The following is a 7332-nucleotide window of genomic DNA, read 5'->3' as shown; positions in this document are numbered from 1 at the left end:
CGCAAGGCTTTTACTTTTGGGCTTTTAAAATTTGCCAGCTTAACCCGAACTGACGTTAACATTGGCACTGGTTAGCTAAAGCGTGATCGACATATTTGCGCTTTTTTGTTGGCATAAAATGGGTATTTCAGAATTCATCCCCCATTAACTGACCATTGCCCAACAAAGTCATATGCTGAGCTAAGTAGCTAGGCATAAGTAAACTTAAAACCTAGCAGAGCGTACCGCCCGCTACGCGGGCGGTACGCTCTCTGGTTTTGGTTTTTAATTATGCCTAGCTACTTAATTATAAAATTGCATGGGAATCGCAATTCTGCAAATTGTGCCCAATCCCACTTCACTCTTGATCTCAATCGTTCCTTGATGCAAATCTACACATTTCTTGACAACAACAAGTCCTAAACCAGTACCAGATATCGTTTTCACATTTTTACCTCGATGGAATGGTTCAAATAATTGCTTTTGATCCTCTAGGGGAATGCCAATACCTCGATCTGCGACCGTGAGAATTATGTGATCCATTTGAAACTCTAGATCGAGAGAAATATCACCGCCCTGCGGTGAGTATTTAATGGCATTAGAGAGTAAATTAGCAAGAAGCGATCGCCATAATTTTTCATCGAGATAGACATTTTGAGAATCACCTTGACAGTTGAAGGTTAGGTGGTGATGATTGCCTGCATTAAGTTGCATTTCCTCAACAAAATGCCGACAATAGGCTTCAAGGGATAGGGATTTCGGATTAAAAGCTAATTTCCCTGTCTCAGCACGATTGATCGTCAAGATATCATCAAGGAGCTGCACCATATTCCTAACTGCATCTTGAATTCGATGTAAGTTCCGCAAGCGTTTCTCGGTATTGTCCCACTCATGGGGAGAGTTTTCGAGTACCTGTGCAGCCGCTAGAGCCGTACTTAGAGGCGTACGAAATTCATGGGATGCCATTGAGAAAAATCGAGTTTTTAGGGTGCTGAGTTCTTTTTCGCGTTCCAGAGCTAGGCGAGTTTCATCGAGTCGTTTGCGTTCGGTAATATCGCGAGCATTGACCATGACAAGGAGCGTATCAGCACTATCCACAAATGGCTGACTGATAGCTTCCAGAATTCGCCAAGTTCCATCTTGATGGCGATGGCGAAACTCGATCTGACGCTGTAGGTCAGGATGGGGGGCGATATTGGTAAGGCGATCGCGCGTAATCATCCAATCATCGCCATGAACGAAATCCTGTATCTTTGCGCCGACCATCTCGGCAACACTATAACCTAAGACTTTTTCGACGGAAGGACTGACATAACTGATAGTCCCACTTGGTTCAATGATCATGATAATGTCTAGGGCATTTTCGATCAGCGATCGGAAGCTTTGCTCGCTATGGCGTAGAGCCTGTTCGACTTGTTTTCGCTCAGTTGTATCGCGTTGCACAGCAATCCAGTGCGTGTACCAACCCTTAGAATTAGCGACGGGAACGAGACTAAATTCATTCCAAAACTCTGAGCCATCTTTACGATAGTTAATTACTTCAACGGTGACGGATTCCCAAGCTAAAAGAGCTTTGCGAACTTTTTGTAATTCTGCGCGATCGGTCTTTACACCCTGCAAGATCCGAGGTGTTTTTCCGAGAACTTCATGGGGTTGATAGCCTGTGATGCGGGTAAAGGCTTCGTTGACATAGAGAATCCGAGGTCCTGGAGCATCGATGTTTTCCGCTTCTGTGACGATTACCGCATCATTGGTATTGACGACGACTGACTGTAATAAGCGCACTTGTTCAGCCTGTCGCTTCTGCTCAGTGATATCCGCAATCACCGCAACAATTCCGCCGATCTGTTCGTTAACGTCAGTCAAGGGAGCCGCCGAAAAAATGATATCGATTTCCGAACCATCCTTTTTAGGGCGAGACAGTTCTACTCTCGTATAGGTCTTGCCTTGGAGAACGCTATTTTGCAGAGTAGTGCAATCCCCCAAACAATCATCCAATTGATCGTCTAAACGAATCGGACTAGGCTGGTTGATTACCTCCGCCTCCTTCCAGCCAAACATTTGCTCGGCTGCGGGGTTCCAAATTTTAACTTTTCCCTCTAGATCCAGCATAAAAATTGCGCGAGGCGATGCATTAACCAAAGCCTGTAAGGTCTCATTAGTATGTCTTAGGGCGATTTCCGTTCGTTGTCGTTCGAGAATCTCCGCCCGAAGGGAAGTATTAACGCTAGCAAGTTCTGTTGTCCGTTGTTGAACCCTTTGTTCCAGTTGGGTATTAATTTCTTGAAGTTGTTTGTAAAGCTCTGATTGTTGAATAGCGATCGCTACCTGAGTGGCAAGTTGCTTCATTAATTCCACTTCGAGAGGTTCCCAAGTCCGCGATTGGCTGCATTGATGGGCGATCAATATACCCCAAAGATGGGGATCTGAAGAGTCTGTCTGATTGAGATCGAGTCTGCCCCCATCCTGTGACTTAGCTTGTGAGCGATCGCGATTTTCTTGAATGATGGGCACTACTAATTTTGCTCTCACCCCAAATTGCTTCACGAAGTCTCTCAAGCAAACTTCCATTTCACATTGTTCGACATTAGCGATCGTCAGAATTTTACCCAGAGAATAGGCGCGATGATATGGCGCAGGAAAGACCTCTTCAGGAAATACCTGCCCCAGAATGCTGGGATAGGGTGGTAAGACTGTTTCATGAATCGCACTGCCCGTTCCATCTGACCACAGGCGATATATCAAGACGCGATCCGCCTGTAAAAATCGTTGCACCTCTCTTACCGTCGTGGATAGGACGCGATCAAGATCAAGGGATTGACGAATTTGGAGAGCTATTTGGGTGACCAGTCGCTCGCGATCGCTTTGCTGTATTAGTAATTTCTCTGTGCGATGGCGGCGTTTTCTTTCTTTTACAAAAAAGGTGGCAATTGCCAATACAAAAAGCAAACTAAAGCAAGTTCCAATCACAAAAAAACTGGTCATAATCAACACTGAACTACTTAGTCGGCGGAATGAAAAGTAGGCGAGATGAAAAATCCAAAACCTTATTACTCCCTTCCCAGTGAAGGATTAGAAATGGCGGCGCGAAGCGCCACCACACTAATTCTTGGCTAGGCAGAAATTAAAAGCCTAAGAAAACTGCCAAGATCAATATACCGACAAATCCCGCCCCAGCATATACAAAGCCAGCTCCAATTTTACCGATGATGGCAGGTTGGCTCTTTTGCCATTCCCAACGGAGATAATCTAGCCTTGCCGCACCTTTATTTCCCTTAAAGACTTGCTTGGGCAAGCGATCGCGATAGTCAGCTCCATAACGGGTTGTATGGGCAAAGGTCACTTCTCCTTTATTCCGGCTGGGTAAAATCCGACGACGCTGATAGGGAACGATACTATCGCCAAAATTGTTGAGATATTCATCGCTACCGAGTAATGCATCAATAAAGGCTTCGATTCCCTTAGTGGCAATCACAATTGACCAAGTAATCTTTTCGCGATCGCTATAGACATTGCGCCCCAAAACCCGCTGAATGCAGATCTCCACAAAGCGATAGTTATTGTTACATTCAAAAACTAGTCTTCTAAAAGAATCAGACAGTAGTAAACCACGGATGAAACCTCTAACCGTAATTTGCCCCGCACATAATTGCGATTCTAAACATAATTGACGGTGGCTGGATAGCATCTGTTGTTCGTTGTAGATTTGGCGATAGGCTGCCATCATTAACGTATCTAACTCAGTGTCAGTGAGAAGATTATCCGTAGTATAAATCCGAGGAAGATCGTCATTAGGGATTTCAAATCCTGAAACACGCTGATTTTGAGATAGGGGGTTGTACTCTAAAAGAGAGATTGCCATATAGGTGATTTTTAAAGGGAATTAATTTTTCTAAAATGCTTCTAAGTAGTTCAGCATAAAAAACCAAAATCAGAGAGCGTACCGCCCGCTATGCGGGCGGTACGCTCGTCTAGATTTTAAGTTTACTTATGCTTAGCTACTTAGCCTTAGATATTCCCATGCCAAAAGTAAGGAAACAGGTCAGTAAATTGTAAAGAAAACGGAAAGATTGCTTCAAATAAATAAATCTTGATATTTCGTTGTATTTATTTGAAATAGATAACTGCAATCTGTGGTATAGGCTGCTGCTAGTTATTCCCTTTCCAGTCAAGAAATAGCGGTGCGGGGCAAAGCCCCGCACCGCTATTTCTTGGTTTTATATATCTATTTCTTGAGTGGGAAGGGAGTAACTAGCAGCAATTTTTGCTCGGAAGAACCATAAGGAAATTTTTGAAAGTGTTATTTTGCAACACTTTCAAAAATTTCCTTAGTTTGGATTTGAGCGCAAAGTGCTGTAAGACAAAATCAAAATCGAAAAAATCGGACAGAGGGATGTGGCGCTTTGCGCCGCATCCCTCTATAACAACTTTCATCATGGCGATCGGTAAGTTTGGAGACAACCTTTTGTAAAATCATGACAGTTCGATCGCTGCCCCCAAAATCCATGATATGAGGATTCTTTTAGTTGAAGATGATATACGTCTTGCCGAAACTTTGGCAGAAGCCCTAATTGACGAGCGTTATGTGGTTGACATCGCGACAGATGGAGAAACTGGGTGGCAGCATATTAAGTCCATGGATTATGATTTGCTCTTGCTTGATTTGATGTTGCCAGAGCTAGATGGGCTTAGTCTCTGTCACCGCCTGCGATCGCATGGTTATCGCTTACCCATCCTCATGCTGACAGCCTGTGACACGATCGATTATGAGATTAATGGGCTAGATGTGGGAGCCGACGACTATATTGTTAAACCCGTCGATTTACAAAAACTCTTTGCGCGGATTCGTGCGCTCTTGCGCCGAGGAAATTTGAGTGGCTCGCCAATTTTGGAATGGGGGGAATTACAGCTTAATCCCAGTACCTGCGAAGTAGTCTATGGAGACAATCCCATCCATTTAACCCCAAAGGAATATGCCCTTTTAGAATTGCTATTACGAAATGGTCGGCGGGTATTAAGCCGCAGTGTCATGATCGAGCGAGTTTGGTCTTTGGAGTCTCCACCAGAAGAACATACCGTGAAAGTTCATATTCGCGGATTACGCCAAAAGTTAAGAGCCGCAGGAGCCAAGGAAGACTTGATCGAGACTGTGCACAGCATGGGCTATCGGCTCAATCATTAAACAAAGAACAGAGCTTAGGATAAAAGATGAGTGGCGGCGCTTCGCGCCGCCACTCATCTTTGTATCCTAAGCAAACCTTATGTTGCTATACTTGGCGACAGCTATCACATTAAGTATTATTAAGTATTGCGAGCTTACTAAAACTAATTACGTTTCTTAAGCTAATTACGTTTCTTCCAGTAGTCTCTCAAGGAAGGTATCTCCATTGGGCATTATTACGAAGCGGTCATCTAAAAAAATTCGGGCTAACGAAATTCTGATTCGCCTCAAACGTCTTTATCCAAATGCGACTTGTTCGCTGGATTACGAAACCCCCGTACAGCTTTTGGTGGCGGTAATTCTTTCTGCGCAATGCACAGACGAGCGAGTGAATATGGTCACTCCGAAACTATTCGCAAGATTTCCTGATGCGATCGCCTTAGCCAATGCCGATCTTGATGAGCTGATGGAATTAGTCCATTCCACGGGCTTTTATCGCAATAAAGCTAAAAATATTAGAAGTGCCTGTGAAATGATCGTCCGCGACTTTGATGGCAAAGTACCGAATACGATGGATAGTCTCCTTAAGTTAGCAGGAGTGGCTAGGAAGACCGCTAATGTGGTTTTAGCTCATGCCTATGGGATTAATGCAGGCGTGACCGTTGATACCCATGTCAAGCGACTTACCAAGAGATTGGGGCTCACAAAATTTGAAGAACCACTCAAGGTCGAACGCGACCTCATGGCAATGTTGCCCCAACGTGACTGGGAAAATTGGTCGATCCGCATTATTTACCACGGTCGCGCCATCTGTAATGCCCGCAAGCCTGCTTGCGATCGCTGTGAACTTGCCGATTTATGTCCTTCTGCACCAAAAGCCTCAATAAAAGATTAGTGGCGCAAAGTGCCACTAATCTTTTATTGAGGCTTTTACTTAAATTAAGGTAGCTAAGCATAAGTAAACTTAAAACCTAGAAGAGCGTACCGCCTGCTACGCGGGCGGTACGCTCTCTGGTTTTGGTTTTTAATTATGCTTAACTGCTTAATAGTAGGTTGAAATCTGTGAAGTTTTCTAAAGATACTCCCCCTTTATGCAGTGACATCCGCGCTTATTCCCTAAAATGAAGACAAAATTCTCCCTGCAATCTTTAACTTAATAAAGACTTATGACAGATTTTGTAAAACCCTTCAAGAACGATCCCCAACTAGGGAATTTGTCTACACCAGTTAGCGATTCAGCGATCGTCAAGGCATTCATCGGTAATCTCCCCGCTTACCGTCCAGGACTATCGGCTAGCCGTCGTGGTCTAGAAATCGGTATGGCGCATGGTTATTTCATCTATGGACCTTTTGCTTTGCTTGGTCCTTTGAGAAATACCGAATTGGGAAGCCTTGCAGGTCTATTGGCAACCGTTGCCGCCGTAGTCCTATTGACCGTTGGTTTGTCGCTGCATGGTCAAACTGTTACCAAACTACAGTCTAGCTCAGCCCTAGAAGCTCCTGCGGAATTGAATACCCCTGCTGGTTGGAGCGAATTCGCTAGCAGCTTCTTGCTTGGTGGTGCTGGTGGTGCTGCGTTTGCATACTTCCTCAACTACCTTGAGCCAATGCAGAAGTTCCTTGGTTTACTTTGGTCTTAAGCTAATCTTGACTTTGGGCTCGCCAAAGTTAAATTAATTTACGCCAATAATTTGCGCCAAATCCCCCTGCCTTTAAAATTTATATCTTATTCAAGGACAACCACAACCATGACTGGATACTACGCTCACTACTACGTTTCATTCATTTTCGTACCTCTCATTGGTGTAATCCTCCCGATCGCCACGATGGGTCTACTTCTCAACTACATCGAGAACTAACGGGAATTCAATTTATCCCATTTGCAAATTAGGATGTCTTCCTAATTCCCAAATTATCAACTCGTCCTTCGTATTTTATTCTTAATTACATATCCCATAAATTCGGGGCGATCGCTCCGAAAATAAAAATAGGAGCGTAGTACGCTCCTATTTTTTATGTCCAATCCCATCTTTTGTGTAATACCAAAACTAAAAATGGCTATGCCATTTTTAGTTTTGGTATAAAAGCTAAGTAACTGGAGTTTAGACTAAGTTGATTAAGCTAATCAGAAAAAGAGCAGGAAAAAGTAACCCAGAGAATGGAGAACTGGGCAAATCCAAGAGAATGAAAAG

General features: G+C 43.9%; 7 protein-coding genes. 4 read left to right on the top strand and 3 right to left on the bottom strand.

Annotation, left to right across the window (positions count from 1 at the left end; translation table 11 throughout):
• Nucleotides 1–282: 282 nt before the first annotated feature.
• The 3 genes from PSE7429_RS20250 to PSE7429_RS26420 all read right to left on the bottom strand — a co-directional run bounded on the left by PSE7429_RS20250 (nt 283) and on the right by PSE7429_RS26420 (nt 4486).
• Nucleotides 283–2964 carry a PAS domain S-box protein gene (locus PSE7429_RS20250; protein ID WP_009629217.1) on the bottom strand — a complete coding sequence of 894 codons (2682 nt, stop codon included), beginning with the start codon at nt 2962–2964 and terminating at the stop codon, nt 283–285.
• Between the two features lie 139 nt (nt 2965–3103).
• Nucleotides 3104–3841, bottom strand: coding sequence for a phycobilisome rod-core linker polypeptide (locus PSE7429_RS20245; protein ID WP_009629216.1), 738 nt, complete (start codon nt 3839–3841; stop codon nt 3104–3106).
• A 504-nt stretch (nt 3842–4345) separates the two neighbouring features.
• A complete protein-coding gene (locus PSE7429_RS26420) occupies nt 4346–4486 on the bottom strand; it encodes a hypothetical protein (protein ID WP_158467661.1) in 141 nt (46 codons plus the stop codon).
• Between the two features lie 3 nt (nt 4487–4489).
• Here PSE7429_RS26420 and PSE7429_RS20240 point away from each other — a divergent pair, with 3 nt between their 5' ends.
• The 4 genes from PSE7429_RS20240 (at nt 4490) to PSE7429_RS24705 (ending at nt 6999) form a co-directional block, all read left to right on the top strand.
• The gene (locus PSE7429_RS20240; RefSeq protein WP_009629215.1) at nt 4490–5161 is read left to right on the top strand and encodes a response regulator transcription factor; all 672 of its coding nucleotides are present in this window, start codon (nt 4490–4492) and stop codon (nt 5159–5161) included.
• 205 nt (nt 5162–5366) lie between these two features.
• Complete coding sequence (gene nth / locus PSE7429_RS20235; protein ID WP_009629214.1) at nt 5367–6035, top strand: endonuclease III; 669 nt, start codon at nt 5367–5369, stop codon at nt 6033–6035.
• Nucleotides 6036–6306: 271 nt separating this feature from the next.
• Entirely contained in the window at nt 6307–6780 is a 474-nt protein-coding gene (locus tag PSE7429_RS20230; RefSeq protein WP_009629213.1) for a photosystem I reaction center subunit XI, read from the top strand.
• A gap of 108 nt (nt 6781–6888) precedes the next feature.
• Nucleotides 6889–6999, top strand: coding sequence for a photosystem I reaction center subunit VIII (locus PSE7429_RS24705; protein ID WP_071590184.1), 111 nt, complete (start codon nt 6889–6891; stop codon nt 6997–6999).
• Nucleotides 7000–7332: the final 333 nt, after the last annotated feature.

The organism is Pseudanabaena biceps PCC 7429 (assembly GCF_000332215.1).
Taxonomy (GTDB): Bacteria; Cyanobacteriota; Cyanobacteriia; order Pseudanabaenales; family Pseudanabaenaceae; genus Pseudanabaena; species Pseudanabaena biceps.
The sequence above is the reverse complement of the archived record's forward strand: the minus strand, read 5'-3'. Positions and strand labels throughout refer to the sequence as shown.

Bases quoted from the DNA above. Each gene is read 5' to 3' on its own strand.
- PSE7429_RS20250 (WP_009629217.1), bottom strand. From the start codon at position 2,964: ATGACCAGTTTTTTTGTGATTGGAACTTGCTTTAGTTTGCTTTTTGTA.
- PSE7429_RS20245 (WP_009629216.1), bottom strand. From the start codon at position 3,841: ATGGCAATCTCTCTTTTAGAGTACAACCCCCTATCTCAAAATCAGCGT.
- PSE7429_RS26420 (WP_158467661.1), bottom strand. From the start codon at position 4,486: ATGGATTTTGGGGGCAGCGATCGAACTGTCATGATTTTACAAAAGGTT.
- PSE7429_RS20240 (WP_009629215.1), top strand. From the start codon at position 4,490: ATGAGGATTCTTTTAGTTGAAGATGATATACGTCTTGCCGAAACTTTG.
- PSE7429_RS20230 (WP_009629213.1), top strand. From the start codon at position 6,307: ATGACAGATTTTGTAAAACCCTTCAAGAACGATCCCCAACTAGGGAAT.
- PSE7429_RS24705 (WP_071590184.1), top strand. From the start codon at position 6,889: ATGACTGGATACTACGCTCACTACTACGTTTCATTCATTTTCGTACCT.